Source organism: Cardiobacterium valvarum, assembly GCF_900460955.1.
Lineage (GTDB): Bacteria > Pseudomonadota > Gammaproteobacteria > Cardiobacteriales > Cardiobacteriaceae > Cardiobacterium > Cardiobacterium valvarum.
Map to the genome: position 1 here is coordinate 2,318,875 of NZ_UFUW01000001.1, position 17,712 is coordinate 2,336,586.

Genomic DNA, 17,712 nt, shown 5'->3' on the forward strand with positions numbered 1-17,712 from the left:
CATGCAAAACATCCTTCTCTTCATCAGCAAACTCCTCATCGCCCTCTTCCTTATCCGCTTCCACGCCAACCTCTACCGCCTCGGCTTTAACCCGTTGGCGCAGCAGTTAAACCGCCACACCGACCCGCTGGTGCTGCCCTTCCGCAAACTTCTGCCGCCTTCGCGTTACGACTTTGGCGCACTTGCTGTCGCCGGCATCATCGCCCTGGCTATCTCCCTCGTCTTCACCGCTGCGATACACGCCTCCTTCGGTGTCTTCATCGCCCTGTTCCTCACCCTCATCATCAACACCTGGCTGAACACCATCTTCTACGCCATCCTCATCATCGTCATCGGTTCCTGGCTGCAAACCGACCCACGCCAGCCGGTGATGCAAATCGCCCTCGCCTGCGCTGACTGGCTCATGGCACCACTGCGCCGCATCATCCCCCCCGTTGGCATGATTGACTTCACCCCGATGGCGGCGCTTTTCATCCTCTATCTCGCGCAAAACGGCATCAACCGCCTCCTCCTCGGCGGACTTATCGGCTAATGGCTGCCGCACACTGGCAGGCGGATACCCTCATCCTTGCTGTGAAAATCACCGCTCGCGCCAGCCGCGACCAATACCAGGGCATCCATGACGACCGCCACAAAATCGCCATTACTACCGCCCCCGAAGACGGTAAAGCCAACGCCTACCTCTGCCGCTGGCTAGCCGAACAATTCGGCGTGAGCAAACGCGCCGTGAACGTGCAAAGCGGCGAACGCAGCCCGTTAAAAATCCTTGCCATCACCGCGCCGCAAAAACTCCCTGCCGACTGGCAACTACCCGCCCAACCCTGACATATGCAATCCCCCTACACCTACCAAGTCCTCGTTATCGGTGGCGGACACGCCGGCGTCGAAGCCGCCTGCGCTGCCGCCCGCATGGGCGTCCGCACCCTGCTCCTCACCCACAACATCGAAACCATCGGGCAAATGAGCTGCAACCCTGCCATCGGCGGCATAGGCAAAGGCCACCTCGTCAAAGAAATTGACGCCTTAGGCGGCATCATGGCACGCGCTGCCGATCGCGCCGGCATCCAGTGGCGCATCCTCAACCGCCGCAAAGGCCCCGCCGTGCGCGCCACCCGCGCCCAGGCCGACCGTAACCTCTACAAAAGCGCCGTGCGCGAAATGGTTGAAAACCAGCCCAACCTCGACATCTTTCAGGCAGCCGTTACCGACCTCATCATCGAAAACGGGCGCATACGCGGTGTGCGCACCCAACAACACATCAACTACCGCGCCGAAACTGTAATCCTCACCACCGGCACCTTCCTCGGCGGCAAAATCCATATCGGCCTGAACAGTTTCCCCGGTGGCCGTGCCGGCGATCCACCTGCGAACGAACTCGCCACCCGTCTGCATGACCTGCCGTTCAACCTCGCACGCATGAAAACCGGCACCCCGCCGCGTCTTGACGCGCGCACCGTCGATTACAGCCGCATGGAAGCCCAGCCTGGCGATACCCCAGTACCCGTCTTCTCCTACCTTGGCAGTGCCAGCGAACACCCGCGTCAAGTCAACTGCCACATTACCCGCACCAACGAACGCACCCACGACATCATCCGCGCCTACATCGACCAGGCTCCCATGTATGCCGGTGTCATCAAAGACGCCTACGGCCCGCGCTACTGCCCGTCCATCGAAGACAAAATCATGCGCTTCGCCGACAAAACCAGCCACCAAATCTTCATCGAACCCGAAAGCCTGACTACCGGCGAACTTTACCCGAACGGCGTCTCCACCAGCCTGCCCTTTGAGGCGCAAATTGCCTACATCAACAGCATCGCCGGCCTCGAACACGCGCGCATCACCCGCCCCGGCTACGCCATCGAATACGACTTCTTCGACCCGCAAGACCTCGAGCACACTCTGGAAAGCCGCCACATCCAGAACCTCTACCTCGCCGGACAAGTCAATGGCACCACCGGCTACGAAGAAGCGGGTGCCCAGGGCCTGCTTGCCGGTATCAACGCCGCCCTGCGCGTGCAGAACCACGAACCCTGGTACCCCGAACGCGAAGAAGCCTACCTCGGCGTCCTCATTGACGACCTCATCACCCAGGGCACACGCGAACCCTACCGCATGTTCACCAGCCGTGCCGAACACCGCCTGCTCCTGCGCGAAGACAACGCCGACGCCCGCCTCACCCCCACTGGCTACCGGCTTGGCTGCGTGGACGAACACCGTTACAGCCACTACCGCCGCAAAGAAGAAGCCGTTGCCCGCGAACAAGAGCGCCTGCGCCACACCCACATCAGCCCGGCGCACCTCGCGGGCATCAGCCAGAAAACCAGCGCCGCCGAACTGCTGAAACGACCTGAATACGACTACGCCCAACTCGCCGCCCTGCCCAGCTTTGATGCCCCGCCGCTGGATGATGCCGTCATCGAACAAATCGACATCGCCGCCAAATACGCGGGCTATATTGAGCGTCAACAACACGAAGTTGAAAAACTCAAAAACAACCGTGCGCACAAACTGCCACGCCCCTGTGATTACCGCGCCATCCACGGCCTCTCGGCGGAAGTCGCGGAAAAACTGGATAAAATCCAGCCGGAAAACCTCGACCAGGCCGCGCGCATCCCCGGCGTTACTCCGGCGGCACTGTCCATCCTCCTCATCCACCTCAAAAAACACCCGCAGCCCAAATAAGGAACCTTCATGGCCATCAACGCAATCAAAGACCTCATCTTCGGCAACAGCGCGCCTGTACTCAACTGGCAAAAACTGAAAAGCCGCAACAACAAACACACCCCGGAACTCTACCGCACCCCCGTCCCCGGCGGCTGGCTAATCAGCCAAAGCGAAACCGGCGGCCTGGTGTACATCCCCGACCCCGACCACGAATGGGACGGCCACTCGCTGAAAACCAACAGCTACCTTGACGAAGAAGGAGACAGTACCGATAACTAAATTCACCAACAACCACGCATAAAAAAAGCCGCCGCCTGCGGTGGCTTTTGCATCAAAGATGCCTATGACAAGCATCATCCAGGATATTCACAAATAAAGAACAGAAGCTAAAAGAGTAGCGGCAAAAGCAAGGCAAAAGAAAATATTTTGATAAGTGACGTTTTTTTACAGGTAAAAAGAAAGCGCCTGATAGGCGCTGATAAGTGGGTGTGGAGCGGGTGAAGGGAATCGAACCCTCGTCGTAAGCTTGGGAAGCTTCTGCTCTACCATTGAGCTACACCCGCCCGTGATGGGCGCGGATTATATAGTGGCCATTTTATGAAATCCATACGGGAAACCCGCTGCGCTGTATCTTTCTAGCGGTATGGATCTGCGTCTGGTATTTGCGGATGGCAATCCTATGGCGGCATGATTCGCCGGGCCCGGCGAAGTGAAGCGATACAGCTCTGGGTTGTCAGTGCGACTACTCAATTTTTTCGCCCGTCAATTATCGCCAACAGTGCCCGTAGATGTGGGGCGCCATCGGGTAGCCGTGTCGCCGCTGCGCGTGTCTGTTCGCTATATGTCATAAAAGCGGCGCGGGCGGTACCAAGGCCGAGCAGGGCGGGATAGGTATTTTTCCCTTGGACGGAGTCTTTACCAGCTGTTTTGCCGAGAGTAACACTATCGGCGGTCGCATCCAGGATGTCATCGGCGATTTGGTAGGCAATCCCGAGGGCGGTGCCTAGCGCGTCAAGAGCTGGGCGGTTCTCGTCGTAGTTAGCGGCCGGAATGGCGCCGCAGTGCAATGCGGCACGAATTAAGGCTCCGGTTTTGCCGGCGTGCACCGCTTGCAGTTCGTCCAGAGTCAAGCGGCTACCGGTTGCGATGATGTCGCGCATTTGTCCACCTACCATACCGCGCCAGCCGGCAGCGTTCGCCAGGATGCGAACTTGGGCTATTTGGGCGGCTGGCAGCAGCGGACTGGTCGCTAGGAGTTGAAAAGCAAGGGTGTTCAGGGCATCGCCGGCGAGGATAGCGGTCGCTTCGTCGAAGGCTTTGTGCGTGCTGGGACGGCCGCGTCGCAGGTCGTCGTCGTCCATCGCGGGCAGGTCGTCATGGATGAGTGAGTAGGCATGCAACGCTTCCAGAGCACAGGCGGCGGCATCCACTGCGTCCAGCGGCACGGCAAAGTCGTCCGCCGTCGCGTACACCAGCGCGGCACGCAGCCGCTTGCCGCCGCCAAGGGTGGCATAACGCATCGCGTCGGCAAGGCGTTCTCCGGCGGGCGGCAGGCAGGCGGCAAGGGCGATTTCGAGGCGGTTTTGGTAGGCGGCAAGCAGGTCGGACATGGTAGTCATGCGGTTGGGGAAAGCGGTGGATTGTACTGGAAATGCGTCGCCGCCCCTACCGTTGCCTACTTTTTTACGTTATCTTGCCAAACCCGATTTTTTTATGGAATGCACCATGCAACCTTTAGATGATTTACGCATTGCCAGCATTGATGAATTAATACCGCCCGTTACCCTGCTGGAACGCCACCCTCTGACGACATCCGCCGCCGCCACGATCAATACTGCACGTGAAGGTATTCATGCCATTTTGCACGGCACAGATGACCGCCTGCTGGTTGTGGTTGGGCCCTGTTCGATTCATGACGTGGATGCTGCTCGCGAATATGCGACCCGCCTGCGCCCGCTGACCGAACGCTACCGTAAGCAGCTGCTGATCGTGATGCGCGTCTATTTTGAGAAACCGCGCACTACGGTTGGCTGGAAAGGCTTGCTCAACGATCCTTTCCTGGACGGTTCGTTTGCCATCAATGAAGGTCTCAGCATCGGGCGCAAACTGTTGCTGGATTTGGCGGAATTGGGCATTCCGACCGCCGTTGAGTATCTTGATGTCATCAGCCCGCAATATATCGCTGATCTGGTCAGTTGGGGGGCCATCGGCGCCCGCACCACGGAAAGCCAGATTCACCGTCAGCTTACGTCAGGACTTTCCTGTCCGATCGGTTTCAAGAACGCGACCAATGGTGATGTGCAGATTGCGGTTGATGCCATTGTTTCGGCGCGTTGTGCGCACAGTTTTCTCGGTGCCACCAAAAGCGGGCATGCCGCGATTGTCAACACACGCGGCAATGAGGACTGCCATCTCATCCTGCGCGGTGGTAACAATGGGCCGAATTACGATGCTGCGCACGTCAGAGCCGCCGTTGCCACGTTAGCAGCGGCCCATGTGCCGCAAAATGTCATGATCGATTGCAGCCACGCCAACAGCAACAAACAGTACCTGCAACAAATGACGGTTGCCACCAGCGTTGCTGCACAGATCGCTGCCGGTGATCGCCATATCATCGGTCTGATGGCGGAAAGTAATCTGGTCGAAGGCGCGCAAAAGCTTGAGACGGGCAAACCGCTCACTTATGGACAAAGCATCACCGACCCTTGTATCGGCTGGGAAGATACGGAAAAAATGCTGGCGCTCCTTTCCGATGCTGTAGCGGAACGGCAGAAAAAAATGCCGCTGTAACCGCGTGAACATGGCAATAAGAAAGGCGCTGTTAGACAGCGCCTTTTTAGTGCTGGTTGATGTCAGCGGTAAATGCGCTTCCCCCGCAAGCGGTGGAAGGCTTGATACACGGTGAATAGATGTCTCAGTGCTCGTCGTCGCCTTCGGTATTTTCACCATCTTGTGTCGCTTCGGACTCATTCGGGGGTAGGGTTTCTCCTGCCTGATCCGCTTCGACGACAGTCATGTCACTGTCGCCATTCGCAGTGGCTTCGTTATTGACTGAGGGGGCAACTTCTGTCGCTTCGGTTGTCGCTGGCGTGGCAACATCGTCAACTACTGATTCAACCGGAGTATTTGCCTCTGGCATTTCTCCAGTCTCTGGTGCAGCGGTAGCATGTTCCTCTACCGCTTCTTCGACGCTATCACCCTCATGCATCGCTGTTTCCGCAGCAGGTGCAGCGCTTTGTTCTGCCGCTTGGCGCAGGGTTTTGATTTTGCCTGCGAGGGTAGCTAACAGTTCGCTGAAGGCTTTTTCAAAGCCCGCCAGGCCTTCTGCTTCGAGTTCAACGTAGAGCTGTGCCCAGTCAATGCCTGCATCAGTGATTTGTTGCAGCAATTGCGGGGCCTGGTCGATGTTGCGCAGCAGGGTTTCTTCGGCACAGCCGTGGTCTTTGTAAGCGGCGTAGGTTGCAGGCGGAATGGTATTGACGGTATCACGGCCAATCAGCAGTTCGACGTAGCGCACATCCGAGTAAGCGGGGTTTTTGGTGCCGGTACTTGCCCACAGCAGGCGCTGTACGGCGGCGCCTTTTTTGGCGAGTTCGAGCCAGTCATCGTGGCTGATGCGCTCAAGGTAGTAACTGTATGCCGCCTGAGCATTGGCAATAGCCGCACGACCACGCAAGTCGGCGTGTTCGTCGGCAAGCTGGGCATCAATTTTGCTGTCCACACGGCTGACGAAGAAGCTTGCCACAGAACGCAGCAGGTCAATGGATTGTCCACTGGCAACGCGTTCTTTCAGGCCGTCAATGTAGGCTTCGAGGGTCTGGCGGTAACGTTCCGGCGAGAAGAGCAGGGTGGCGTTGATGTTGATGCCTTCGGCAGTGAGGCGGCGGATGGCGTCAATGCCGGCCAGGGTCGCCGGTACTTTGATCATCAGGTTTTCGCGCGCCACGCGGCGATAAAGGTCCAGCGCTTCGGCTACGGTTTTGTTGCTGTCGTGAGCGATATCGGGTGAGACTTCCAGTGAAACCATGCCGTCGGTGCCGCCAGTTTTTTCGTACACGGGCTGCATCAGGTCGCAGGCGCGGCGGATGTCTTCTATGGCAAGGGCATAGAATGCGTCACGTACGCCGCCAGTGTTGTCTTCCAGCCAGTGTTGCAGGGCGCTGTCGTAAGCATCGCCAGCGAAGGCTTTCTGGAAGATGGCGGGGTTTGAGGTGATGCCACGCAGGTCGTCTTCGGCAATGAGGCGTGCCAGTTCGCCGCTGTCGAGCAGGGTGCGATCAATGTTGTCGTACCAGACGCTTTGTCCCAGTGCCATCAGTTGGTGCAGCGGGTTTTGTGCGGCGCTTTTGGCAGCGGGGACGTGTAGCGGGTAGTGGGCATCTTCGCGCAGTTTATCGCCGGGCAGCAGGGCAGGGACAGCAGGTTTGGGCAGGGTGTCATCCAGCAGGGCGACGAGTCCCGGCGCTTCGGCATCCGACGGCGGCAGTGGCTTGATTTTGGCGAAGGACGGCGCTTTTTTGACTGGTGGCGCAGTTTCGGTTTCGGCCTCTGTTTTCAGTGCGAGGTCTTCGATTAGGCCGGGAGCGGCGTCATTATCTGTTGGTGCCTGCGGGATGTAGTCTGCCTTGCCCTGGCCGCGTACGGCGTGGATGTCGCGCGGACGGCCTTTACGCACGGTGCGGCCATTGATTTCTTCCGGCGGGTTGAGCAGGGTTTCCAGGCTCGGGTTGATGTCGTCTTTCGGTACGGCGCTGCGCGCGGGTTTTTCGCATTCGCGGCGCGGTGCTGCAGTTTCTTCGCGCGGGACGTTTTGCTGCAAGGCTTCTTCGTAGCGACGTGCGGCTTCTTCCTGGCGGCTGTCGCCACGCAGGCGGCGGGTTTCTTGTGATGGCGCTTCGACAGGTTTTTTTTCCGGCTGTTTGCACGGCGCTGTGGTTTGTTGCGGCCGTTCTTGTTCGTGCCGTTCGCGGCGGTTACGTGCCGGTGCGGTACGCTCGCGACGTTTGTCTGCGACAGGTTTGACGGTTTCCTGCAATTGCGCTGATCGGCTGTTGTCTTTGAACAGGGCAACAACTTTGGAGAAAAGCGCCGCCAGGCCGCGCTTGTACTCGCTGCTGTTACTGACTTGCGGGGCAGGCGCGCGCGGTACGACACCCTGCACGGCGGCCTGCTCGGTTGTGATGTCGCCCGGATGGACGACAGAGTCGTTTTCTTCGCGGCTTTCGTGGCGGGTGCGCAAGCGGTAGCTTGGCATCGGCGCGGTATCGTCGTCAATTTCGTCGTCGCGCTGGCGCGAAATGTAGTAGTCCGGCGTGTGCAAGTCAGCATTCGGCACGAGTACGACTTCAACCCTGTTGCGCTGTTCGATTTGCCGGATGACGGCACGTTTTTCGTTGAGCAGGTAGGTGGCTATGCTCACCGGCAGTTCGCCTGTGATGCGCTGGGTACGGTCTTTCATCGCTTCTTCTTCGATAAGGCGCAGGAGCGAGAGTGCCATGGACTGGATGCCACGGATTGAACCCTGCCCTTTGCAGCGAGGGCAGACGCGGTGGCTGGATTCGTCCATGGACGGGCGCAGGCGTTGCCGCGACAGTTCGAGCAGGCCGAAACGCGAGATGCGTCCGATTTGTACACGGGCACGGTCAATTTTGGTCGCATCATAGAGGCGGGTTTCCACGTCTTTGCGGTTGCGGCTGACGCCCATGTCAATGAAGTCGATGACGATGAGGCCGCCAAGGTCGCGCAGGCGCATTTGGCGCGCAATTTCGTCTGCTGCTTCGAGGTTGGTCTGGTAAGCGGTTTCTTCAATGTCGCCGCCTTTGGTCGCTTTCGAGGAGTTGATGTCGATGGAAACGAGCGCTTCGGTGTAGTCAATGACCAGCTCACCGCCGGAGGGCAGTTGTACGTTGCGCTGGTAGGCAGTCTCAATCTGTCCTTCGATTTGGTAGCGGGTGAAGAGCGGGATGTTGTCCTGGTAGAGTTTGAGTTTGTTGAGGTTGTTCGGCATGACCAGGGTCATGAAGTCACTGGCCTGCTGATAAACGCGTTCGTCATCAATGAGGATTTGCCCGATGTCAGGACGCAGATAGTCGCGCAGGGCGCGGACGATGATGTTGCTTTCCTGATAGATGAGGCGTTGCGGCGGGGCCTTGCGGTATTCTTCGGTGATGGCATCCCACAGTTGCAGCAGGAAATCAAGATCCCATTGCAGTTCTTCCTGGGCGCGGCCAACCCCGGCAGTGCGCACGATGATGCCCATGTTGTCCGGCACGTCAAGCAGGTCAAGGGTTTCGCGCAGTTCTTTGCGGTCATCACCCTGGATGCGGCGTGAGACGCCACCAGCGCGCGGATTGTTCGGCATCAGGACGAGGAAACGTCCGGCAAGGCTGATATAAGTAGTCAGTGCTGCGCCCTTGTTGCCGCGCTCTTCTTTGTCGATTTGCACCAGCACTTCCTGCCCGACTTCTATCATGTCCTTGAAACTGGGGTGGTCGTCGTGAGTGGTGGTCGATCCGGTCAGATATTCTTTGGCGATTTCCTTGAAGGGCAGGAATCCGTGCCGCTGGGCACCGTAATCTACGAAAGCCGCTTCCAGCGAGGGTTCGATACGGGTGATTTTACCTTTGTAAATATTGGCTTTTTTCTGTGCGGAATAAAGAGTTTCAATATCAAGGTCGTAGAGTTGCTGGCCATCAACCAGCGCGACACGCAGTTCTTCCTGCTGGGTCGCGTTTATAAGCATTCTTTTCATTATCCGGGCTCCGCAACCGCATGCCGAGACACACGGCTGTCATTAAGTAAAAAACAATGCCCGATCAAGCATCGTGCTTTTGTCGGACTTTATAATAAGCGTATGAAATCTAAGGTGTCGGACGGCTTCCGTAGCCGTGAATCCGGCACGAAACTATACCAAATCAGCCCTCTTACGCGCAACGCGGCGGGCAGGGCTTGCGCCTTGCGGCGCGCTTGTGCCACGATATGCGCCCTCTTCGCACCGTTAGCGCTCCACGTCATGCCGATCAGCCCAGAAACCCAATGCCAATTAAGTACTTACGAACAGCCGCTCAATGAACGCATCCGCCTGTTCATGCGTCTGGAATCCATGTTTTTCCAAATGAAAAACTTCCACCGTGCCGACGAATATTATTCCATCCAGCTCTTCCTTGATGCCCTTTTTGACGTATTGGATTTTTTGCACCGTTACGAAATTCGCTCAGAAATCATCAAAGAATTGCAAGGCTACAAAACGGGTATTGACCGCGAACATTTCGCCCTGTCGTGGACACTGGACGAGCGGGTGGCGACACTGGAAAGCATTGATATGTCGCTGCAAGAGGCCTATGCGCTAAACTTCAATCCCATCAGCGCCTTACGGGAAAACGAACTCTTCACCAGCCTGCGTCAGCGCAACTTCAATCAAAGCGGCAACTGCCTCTTTGAAGTCCCCGCTTACCAATACTGGTTGCTGCAAAACGAAAATCACGAAAACCCCTTCCTGCGACAATGCTATGAAATGTTCCTGCCCATCGCGCGTGCTGTAGCGCTAGTACTGCGGTTGGTGCGTGCCGGAGCGGAACTGACCAACGAATACACCGATGACGGCATCTTCCTGAAAACCCTCGACAGCAACCGCCGTAACCAGATGATCCGCATCCATCTCGACGACGAGCACCGCGTCTTCCCGCGCATCAGTGGCGACAAACACCGCTTCTCGGTACGGTTCATGACCCAGGAAAACCCGGAAGAACGCGCCAAACAAGTCGAAACCCCGGTGCGCTTCGCCCTGCAAACCTGCGTCCTCTGACCATGAATGCCAAGAACCCCAAAGGCTTCCGCCCGCATACCTTCGCCAGCCTTGTCAAAAAACCCGTCCACTTCTTCGCCTTCGGTCTTGGTAGCGGCCTGATACACCCCGCTCCCGGTACTTGGGGTACCCTCGCCGCCACCATCCTCTACTACCCGCTCTCATTCCTGCTGACAGGGTTCATCACTACCACCATTTTCCTGCTTGCCACCTTTGCCATTGGCTGCTGGCTTTGCGATAAGACCTCGCACGACCTCGGCGTACATGACTTCGGCGAAATCGTCTGGGACGAATTTGTTGGCGTGTGGATCGTGCTCGCCTACCTGCCCCCCGCCCTATGGCAACGCTGGGGAATACTGCCCTGCTGCCTTGCCGCCTTCCTGCTCTTCCGCGTTTTTGATATCGCCAAACCGCCGCCCATCCGGCAAATCGACCGCCGCACCCCGGGCGGTTTCGGCATCATGCTGGACGACGTCCTTGCCGCCATCTACGCCCTTATCCCCTTGTGGCTTATCGCCGCCATTATCTAACCCAACCCAAGGATTTCCCATGCCTATCCAAAAAAACAGCGTCGTCGAACTCGCCTACGAACTCTATGACGACCAGGGACAACAAATCGTCCACGACGGTGCCCCGCTTACCTACCTGCACGGCGGCTACCACGGCACCTTCCCCAAAGTCGAAGCGGCACTGGAAGGCAAGAACACCGGCGATGAAATCGACCTCACCCTCGCCCCTGCCGACCACTTCGGCGACCTGCAACAAGAACACATCCGCCGTGAACCACGCGATATCCTGCCGCCGGAAATCAAAGTGGACGACATCCTGGAAGGCGAAGACGGTCACGGCCACATCCGCTACTTCCGCGTGACCGACATGGACGACACCCACGCCACCCTGAACGGTAATCACCCGCTTGCCGGCCTCACCCTGCGCTTCAAGGCAAAAGTGCAGAGCCTACGCGAAGCGACCGCTGAGGAAATCGCGCATGGCCACGTGCACGGTCCGCACGGACACCATCACCACCATTAAAGCCAACACAAACCCAGGCAGCGCAAGCTGCCTTTTTTGCCATGAATGCCTACGCCGATGACACCCTCTACGAATACAGCGCTCTACACGGACTAGAATGCTGGCTGCGTCGCTTCATCCGCGCCTACCAATATACGACCGCAGCGGCCATTCTCACCCTGCTAACCATCGGCTACCTCGCTTGGCGCGGCAACCAGACTGCTGCCGACTACTTCCGCTACCTGCCCTATCTGCGCCATGCTGACACCACCTACCAAATCCTCACCGTCTTTACCGCCCTCTTCTTTATCATCAGCGGCCTCATGACCTTCGCTTGGCTCTTTTGCGCCAACGAAAACCTGCATGCTCTCAGCCCCAAGCACGCAAAAATCCGTTACACCCCGGGACGGACTATCCTCTGGTGGTTCATCCCGATACTGAACCTCTACTATCCATACAGCATCATGGCGGAACTATGGCGCGGCAGCCTTGCCCTCGCACACGACCCTGAATACGACAACGAAAACCTCATCTTCCGCTGGTGGATAACCTTCCTGGCTATAGGCTGCAGCAGCATGATTGCTGGCCATACCGCCAACGCCGTTATTACGGGTATCTTCTTTCTGCTTACCATGCACACCTTTGCCCTGATTTCAGCGCAGACCCTAAATATCCTCATCCACCGTATCAACCAGGCACAAGCCGCCGTTTACCAGCAGCAGCAAAGCATCGTCCGCCAGGAACAGTCCCCAAAGCCATAGAGGAATCCCCATGAAAGACTATAAATACAATAAATTACAATCGCTCACCCGCTATCTGCATTACATCCTGTATCTACTCACGCTTTGCAGCTGCTTTAGAATATTGTTCCTTGCTTTTACCTATTTTTTAGCTACAAATAATAACGCATTCAATAAAAACCTCTTCCCAAAAGAATTTCTAGAAAACTTAGGCCATATTTACTTAATAATTTGTTATATTGAAATAATCAGCTTCATAATTTGCGCAATATTGTCATTAAAATGGATTTACCGCAGTATTGCCAATCTTCATTCGTTCAACATACCGAATGTACATTACCAACCATATCAAGCCGCATGGTGCTGCATTCTCCCCATTATCAGCCTTATTGCTCCTTACCAAATCATCTCTGAATTATGGTTCAAGAGCTTTGCCGTTTTAGATGATAAAACCTGCTATAAACGAAATATCATTTCTGTTTGGTGGATATGCTTCCTGTTCAATACTCCAACTTATGGAATGTCTTACACATGGATACAAAAAGATCCGTTTAGCCCATCAGGCTATATAACAGGAATTATCAATTGCTTATTGGTTACTATAGCAGCCCTGTTATTTATCAAAATCACCTGCGCCATCAGCCAAGCACAACAAACCTACGCCACCATGCGACCCGCACCAGGCGAAACCACGGAAACCCCATGACCCCCAACCTCAGCCCCGCCAGTTGCGACCTGTTCGACCTGCCCTGCTACCAGTTCGCACAACTGAAAAAATACGCCCCCGAAGCCATCCCGCAAATCAAGGCCGACTACAAAACCGCTTGGGAAAACTGGCGCGCCGTTATCAATCGCGTGAGCGAACGCCTCGGCGAACCCTTTGCCGCGCCGCATATCGAGCGCTGGTGCAACGGCTGGCAAGTGCGCGCCCACTTCTTCGCCTACTACAAATACCGCGACTGGCAGGACACCGCCGCCATCCTCTCCGTCCTGCTCAACCAGCGCCGCCTCACCGTCAGCCTTGACTGGCACTGCTACAAAGCCGGCATCTCCACCACCACCCTGGCTCACTACAACCACTGGCTGGACGCGCTTGACCGCGAACACTACGCCGCTTACGACCTCTGGCACGGCGACGAAGACGAATACGCCGACTACCCGACCGTCGCTCAAACAGCGAACATCCGCCTGCGCAACGCCGACGACTATTACAACATCGGCAAACACATCGAGCGCGACCAGCTCGGACGCGAAGACAGCGCGACCTGGATAGCGGCAACCATCCGCGACCTGCAACCGCTCTACGAAGCCTGCCATCCCTAGCAGCCCGAAGTGCCGCCAAGCGAGATAACCTCTTCCGCCTTCCCCCAACCTCCAACCCAAGGATTCCCCATGCTTGACCCCCTCTACGCCCTCTCCCCGCTTGATGGCCGCTACGCCAAAACCGTCGCTGCCCTGCGCCCCATCCATTCCGAATACGGCCTGATGAAAGCGCGCGTCACCGTCGAACTCGAATGGCTGAAAAGCCTTGCTGCCGCGCCGGATATCGGCGAAGTCCCGCCATTTAGCGCCAAAACCCTTGCCGCCATCGAGCACACCATCACAACCTTCAGCCACGAAGACGCCGCTGCCATCAAGCAGATTGAGGCAACCACCAACCACGACGTCAAAGCCGTCGAATACTGGCTCAAACAACACTTCGCGGATAACACCGAAATCGCTGCCGCCAGCGAATACATCCACTTCGCCTGCACCAGCGAAGACATCAACAACCTTGCCCACGCCCTGATGCTGCGCGACGCGCGCGACAACGTCCTCCTGCCCGCCCTCGACCGCATCACCGCCAAACTGCGCGACATGGCGCACACCCACGCCGCCGTGCCCATGATGAGCCGCACCCACGGCCAACCGGCCACCCCGACCACCCTCGGCAAAGAAATCGCCAACATCCACCAGCGCCTCGCAAGACAAACCGCCCAACTGCGCGCCCAGGCGCTGCTCGGCAAAATCAACGGCGCCGTCGGCAACTACAACGCGCACCTCGTTGCCTACCCCGACAAAGACTGGGAAAGCCACTGCCGCAACTTCGTCGAAACCGCGCTCGGCCTCAGCTACAACCCCTACACCATCCAGATCGAGCCACACGACTACATGGCCGAATACTTCCACACCCTCGCACGCATCAACACCATCCTCATCGATGCCAACCGCGACATCTGGGGCTACATCTCGCTGGGTTACTACCGCCAGAAAATCAAAGCGGGCGAAGTCGGCTCCTCCACCATGCCGCACAAAGTGAACCCCATCGACTTCGAAAACTCCGAAGGCAACCTCGGCATGGCAAACGCCATCCTGAACCACCTCGCGGAAAAACTGCCCGTCTCGCGTTGGCAGCGCGACCTCACCGACAGCACCGTGCTGCGCAACATGGGCGTGGCCTGCGGTTACACCCTGCTCGGCTGGACGGCACACCTGCGCGGCCTCGACAAACTCGAAGCCAACCCGGCAGCCCTTGCTGCCGACCTGGACGCCACCTGGGTACTGCTTGCCGAACCCATCCAGACCGTGATGCGCCGCTACGGCATCGAGCAGCCCTACGAAAAACTCAAAGCACTGACACGCGGCAAAGAACACATCAGCCGTGAAGAAATTCACGCCTTCATCAACGGCCTCGACCTGCCGGCTGACGCCAGGGCCCGCCTGCTCGCCCTGACGCCTGCCGACTACACCGGCAAAGCTGAGGCACTCGCGAAACGCATCTGAACTACACCGCCCCATCCGTTAGGGTGTTTTCTTACAAATGTGCCAAGCGGAAACCCAGCGTTTAACCCGCTTGACGGGCCCAGTATTTATGCCGCTTGGAGAACCCAGTAACTACGCCGCTTGGCGGGCCCAGAACCGTAGGGCAGGCTTCAGCCCACTGAGCAGGTACAGCCTGCTTGTTGCGTTCTGGGCAAATGCGGCTGCCAGGCGGAGTAGCTACGCGGTTTTTGTATTGAGACGTTGCAGGCGACGTCTCTACAAAACCCTGTATTTACGCCGCTTGACGAAATCTTGTCGCGTCCGAAAGAAACGACCATAAACCCCACACACCCATGACCTGCTACCACTGCCACCAGCCCATCCTTGCCGGCACCGGCATCCATGACGACGCCGGCCACGCTTACTGCTGCACCGCCTGCCGCGCCGTCGCCGCCATCATCAGCGCGCACCACCTCGACCAGTACTACACCGTGCGCGACCGCCCCGCGCCGCGGCCTGAAACCGCTTACGACCACAGCCACTGGCAGGCCTACGACCTGCCCGACATCGCCGCCCAGTACACCTATCGCGACGGCGAAGATAACGAAATCCACCTCTACATTGACGGCCTGCACTGCGCCGCCTGCACCTGGCTTATCAGCCGCGCCCTTGAGCGCGCGCACGGCATCACGCACACCCGCATCAACCTGACGACAGGCCGCGCCGAAGTCCGCTGGCGTGAAATCCCGCTCTCGGCCATCCTTGCCACCATCGCCGATCTCGGCTACACCCCGAACCTCACCACGCCCGACCAGGAAGAACGCCGCGACCACCGCCGCCGCAACCACGACCTGCTGCGCCTCATCGTTGCCGGACTCGGCATGATGCAGGTGATGATGTTCGCGACCGGCCTCTACACTGGCGCCTGGCTCGGCATCGAGCGCGAATACGAACAACTGCTGCGCTGGATCAGTGCCATCCTGAGCGCCCCGGTCATGCTCTACGCCGGCTACCCCTTCCTGAAAAACACCTGGCTCGCCCTCAAACAGCGCCGCCTCAACATGGACGTACCCATCGCCATCGCCTGCGCAGGCGCATGGCTTGCCAGCCTCTACCACACCATCCTCGGCTACGGCGAAATCTACTACGACGGCGTCACCATGTTCATCTTCTTCATCACCATCAGCCGCACCCTCGAAGCGCACACCCGCCGCCGCGCCCGCCACAACCAGCACCACTTTGCCCGCCTCCTGCCTGACGCCGTGTACCAACGCGCAACCGACGGCGAATACCGCCTCGTGCCACTACCCGCCATCCGCGTGGATGACCACATCCGCGTCCTGCCGACGCACACCATCCCCGTGGACGGGCAGATAGAGACGGGGACCAGCCGCGTGGACGAAAGCATGCTCAGCGGCGAAAGCACCCCGCAGTACAAACAGGCGGGCGACGCTGTCCTTGCCGGCAGCACCAACCTGGAAAGCCCGCTCGACATCCGCGTCACCCAAACCGGACAACAGACCACCCTCGCCGCCATCCGCCGCATCAGTGCCCGCGCCGAACAGCACCGCTCGCCGCAGATTGACCGCAACGAAACACTCGCCCGCCACACCATCCTCGCCGTACTCATCCTCGCCGCCGCCGGTTACCTCATCTGGCAGTGGATAGCGCCCGCGCGCGCCTTCGACATCGCCCTCGCCGTACTCGTCGCCACCTGCCCCTGTGCGCTGTCGCTGGCGACGCCGACCGTGCTCACCGCCGCGCTCAACCACGCGCACAAACACGCCATCCTCATCAAAAACAGCGACACCCTTGACCGCCTCACCCGCATCAAGCGCATCCTCTTCGACAAAACCGGCACCCTGACCGCCGGCAAATACCAACTGCGCGCAGGCGAAACCTATAGCGACGCCGACCCGCACACCCTGCTCGCCATCGCCAAAACCCTCGAAACCAACAGCACCCACCCCGTCGCTTGGTACTTCAGCCGCCAGGAAACCGCTACCCTGCCTATGACGAACATCACCCAGCACAGTGGCAAAGGCGTCAGCGGCGACTGGCAGGGCAGCCGCTGGCATATCGGCAGCGCCGCCTGCATGCACGACAACGGCGTCGCCCTGCCCGACGACAACACCGGCACAGACGACGCCAACACCACCCACGTTTACCTCGCCGAAAACACCACCCTGCGCGCGCACTACCGCCTGAGCGACCCTGAACGCCCCGGCCTCGCCGCAACCCTGACCGCACTCGCCGCCCGCTACCACCTCGCTATCGCCAGTGGCGATCGCAGTGCCAACGTCGCCCGCCTCGCCGCGCGCTATCACATTGCCGACCACCACGGCGACCTGCTTCCTGCCGACAAACTCGCCCTGCTCGAAGCCCACAACCCTGCGCACACCCTGATGATCGGCGACGGCATCAACGACGCGCCCGTCCTCGCCCGCGCCGCCGTCTCCGTCGCCGTTGGCCGCGCCAACCCGCTTTCGCAGACCCATGCCGACATCGTCCTCATGAAAGACGGCCCCGATGCCCTGCCCTACCTGTTCGACCTTGCCGCGCGCACCCAACGCATCATCCGCCAGAACCTTGCCTGGGCAGCCGCCTACAATCTGCTCATCCTGCCGCTCGCACTCTGCGGCTACCTCACCCCGTGGATCGCCGCGCTCGGCATGAGCACCAGCTCACTGCTGGTAACCACCAACGCCCTGCGTATCCAGCGTACCCCCCCACCGCCCGGTGAGTAAAAAA

Annotated in this window: 15 protein-coding genes and 1 tRNA gene; 13 read left to right on the forward strand and 3 right to left on the reverse strand. The window is 58.6% G+C overall.

Annotated elements, in window-relative coordinates:
• Nucleotide 1 precedes the first annotated feature (1 nt).
• Genes DY250_RS11240 through DY250_RS11255 form a run of 4 tightly spaced genes read left to right on the forward strand, consistent with a single transcriptional unit; the run spans nt 2 to nt 2,943 of the window.
• Nucleotides 2-532 carry a YggT family protein gene (locus DY250_RS11240; RefSeq protein WP_115612368.1) on the forward strand — a complete coding sequence of 177 codons (531 nt, stop codon included), beginning with the start codon at nt 2-4 and terminating at the stop codon, nt 530-532.
• Nucleotides 532-825: a DUF167 domain-containing protein gene (locus DY250_RS11245; RefSeq protein WP_115612369.1), complete on the forward strand. Its 294-nt coding sequence runs from the start codon at nt 532-534 to the stop codon at nt 823-825. The genes DY250_RS11240 and DY250_RS11245 overlap by 1 nt, the downstream gene beginning before the upstream one ends.
• Before the next feature lie 3 nt (nt 826-828).
• A complete protein-coding gene (mnmG, locus tag DY250_RS11250) occupies nt 829-2,682 on the forward strand; it encodes a tRNA uridine-5-carboxymethylaminomethyl(34) synthesis enzyme MnmG (protein ID WP_115612370.1) in 1,854 nt (617 codons plus the stop codon).
• A gap of 9 nt (nt 2,683-2,691) precedes the next feature.
• Entirely contained in the window at nt 2,692-2,943 is a 252-nt protein-coding gene (locus tag DY250_RS11255) for a hypothetical protein (protein ID WP_006985669.1), read from the forward strand.
• A gap of 210 nt (nt 2,944-3,153) precedes the next feature.
• On the opposite strand, the gene DY250_RS11260 is transcribed toward DY250_RS11255, so the two are convergent.
• Together DY250_RS11260 and DY250_RS11265 are read right to left on the reverse strand one after the other, a co-directional pair.
• Nucleotides 3,154-3,227: transfer RNA gene (locus tag DY250_RS11260), tRNA-Gly, on the reverse strand.
• A 183-nt stretch (nt 3,228-3,410) separates the two neighbouring features.
• Entirely contained in the window at nt 3,411-4,274 is an 864-nt protein-coding gene (locus DY250_RS11265; protein WP_115612371.1) for a polyprenyl synthetase family protein, read from the reverse strand.
• A gap of 115 nt (nt 4,275-4,389) precedes the next feature.
• Here DY250_RS11265 and DY250_RS11270 point away from each other — a divergent pair, with 115 nt between their 5' ends.
• Entirely contained in the window at nt 4,390-5,454 is a 1,065-nt protein-coding gene (locus DY250_RS11270) for a 3-deoxy-7-phosphoheptulonate synthase (protein ID WP_115612372.1), read from the forward strand.
• 124 nt (nt 5,455-5,578) lie between these two features.
• Here the strand turns inward: DY250_RS11270 and tal are convergent, their stop codons facing one another.
• Complete coding sequence (gene tal / locus DY250_RS11275) at nt 5,579-9,415, reverse strand: transaldolase (RefSeq protein WP_115612373.1); 3,837 nt, start codon at nt 9,413-9,415, stop codon at nt 5,579-5,581.
• A gap of 261 nt (nt 9,416-9,676) precedes the next feature.
• On the opposite strand from tal, the gene DY250_RS11280 reads away from it, so the two are divergent.
• From DY250_RS11280 to DY250_RS11320, 8 genes are all read left to right on the forward strand, one after another.
• The gene (locus DY250_RS11280) at nt 9,677-10,468 is read left to right on the forward strand and encodes a cell division protein ZapD (protein WP_040389173.1); all 792 of its coding nucleotides are present in this window, start codon (nt 9,677-9,679) and stop codon (nt 10,466-10,468) included.
• Nucleotides 10,469-10,470: 2 nt separating this feature from the next.
• Nucleotides 10,471-10,998, forward strand: coding sequence for a phosphatidylglycerophosphatase A family protein (locus DY250_RS11285; RefSeq protein WP_115612375.1), 528 nt, complete (start codon nt 10,471-10,473; stop codon nt 10,996-10,998).
• 19 nt (nt 10,999-11,017) lie between these two features.
• Nucleotides 11,018-11,500: an FKBP-type peptidyl-prolyl cis-trans isomerase gene (locus DY250_RS11290; protein ID WP_115612376.1), complete on the forward strand. Its 483-nt coding sequence runs from the start codon at nt 11,018-11,020 to the stop codon at nt 11,498-11,500.
• A gap of 41 nt (nt 11,501-11,541) precedes the next feature.
• Entirely contained in the window at nt 11,542-12,240 is a 699-nt protein-coding gene (locus DY250_RS11295) for a DUF4328 domain-containing protein (RefSeq protein ID WP_115612377.1), read from the forward strand.
• A 10-nt stretch (nt 12,241-12,250) separates the two neighbouring features.
• Complete coding sequence (locus DY250_RS11300; protein ID WP_115612378.1) at nt 12,251-12,925, forward strand: DUF4328 domain-containing protein; 675 nt, start codon at nt 12,251-12,253, stop codon at nt 12,923-12,925.
• Nucleotides 12,922-13,542, forward strand: a complete 621-nt coding sequence (locus tag DY250_RS11305; RefSeq protein WP_115612379.1) for an HI_0552 family protein — start codon at nt 12,922-12,924, stop codon at nt 13,540-13,542. Before DY250_RS11300 ends, DY250_RS11305 begins: the two co-directional genes overlap by 4 nt.
• A 69-nt stretch (nt 13,543-13,611) precedes the next feature.
• Nucleotides 13,612-14,982, forward strand: coding sequence for an adenylosuccinate lyase (purB, locus tag DY250_RS11310; protein WP_115612380.1), 1,371 nt, complete (start codon nt 13,612-13,614; stop codon nt 14,980-14,982).
• Nucleotides 14,983-15,314: 332 nt separating this feature from the next.
• The gene (locus tag DY250_RS11320) at nt 15,315-17,708 is read left to right on the forward strand and encodes a heavy metal translocating P-type ATPase (protein ID WP_115612382.1); all 2,394 of its coding nucleotides are present in this window, start codon (nt 15,315-15,317) and stop codon (nt 17,706-17,708) included.
• The last annotated feature ends 4 nt before the right edge of the window (nt 17,709-17,712 follow it).